1 rRNA gene is annotated in these 202 nt (G+C 54.5%); it reads left to right on the top strand.

What is annotated here, in order from left to right:
* Positions 1-202, top strand: a 16S ribosomal RNA gene (locus Xsto_RS21000); the annotation flags it as partial.

The raw sequence follows: 202 nt of genomic DNA, 5'->3' as shown, positions 1-202 counted from the left end.
TGACGGGGGCCCGCACAAGCGGTGGAGCATGTGGTTTAATTCGATGCAACGCGAAGAACCTTACCTACTCTTGACATCCAGCGAATCCTTCAGAGATGAGGGAGTGCCTTCGGGAACGCTGAGACAGGTGCTGCATGGCTGTCGTCAGCTCGTGTTGTGAAATGTTGGGTTAAGTCCCGCAACGAGCGCAACCCTTATCCTT

This window comes from Xenorhabdus stockiae, from assembly GCF_002632825.1.
Taxonomy (GTDB): domain Bacteria; phylum Pseudomonadota; class Gammaproteobacteria; order Enterobacterales; family Enterobacteriaceae; genus Xenorhabdus; species Xenorhabdus stockiae.
This window is presented reverse-complemented; position numbering and strand designations above follow the sequence as displayed.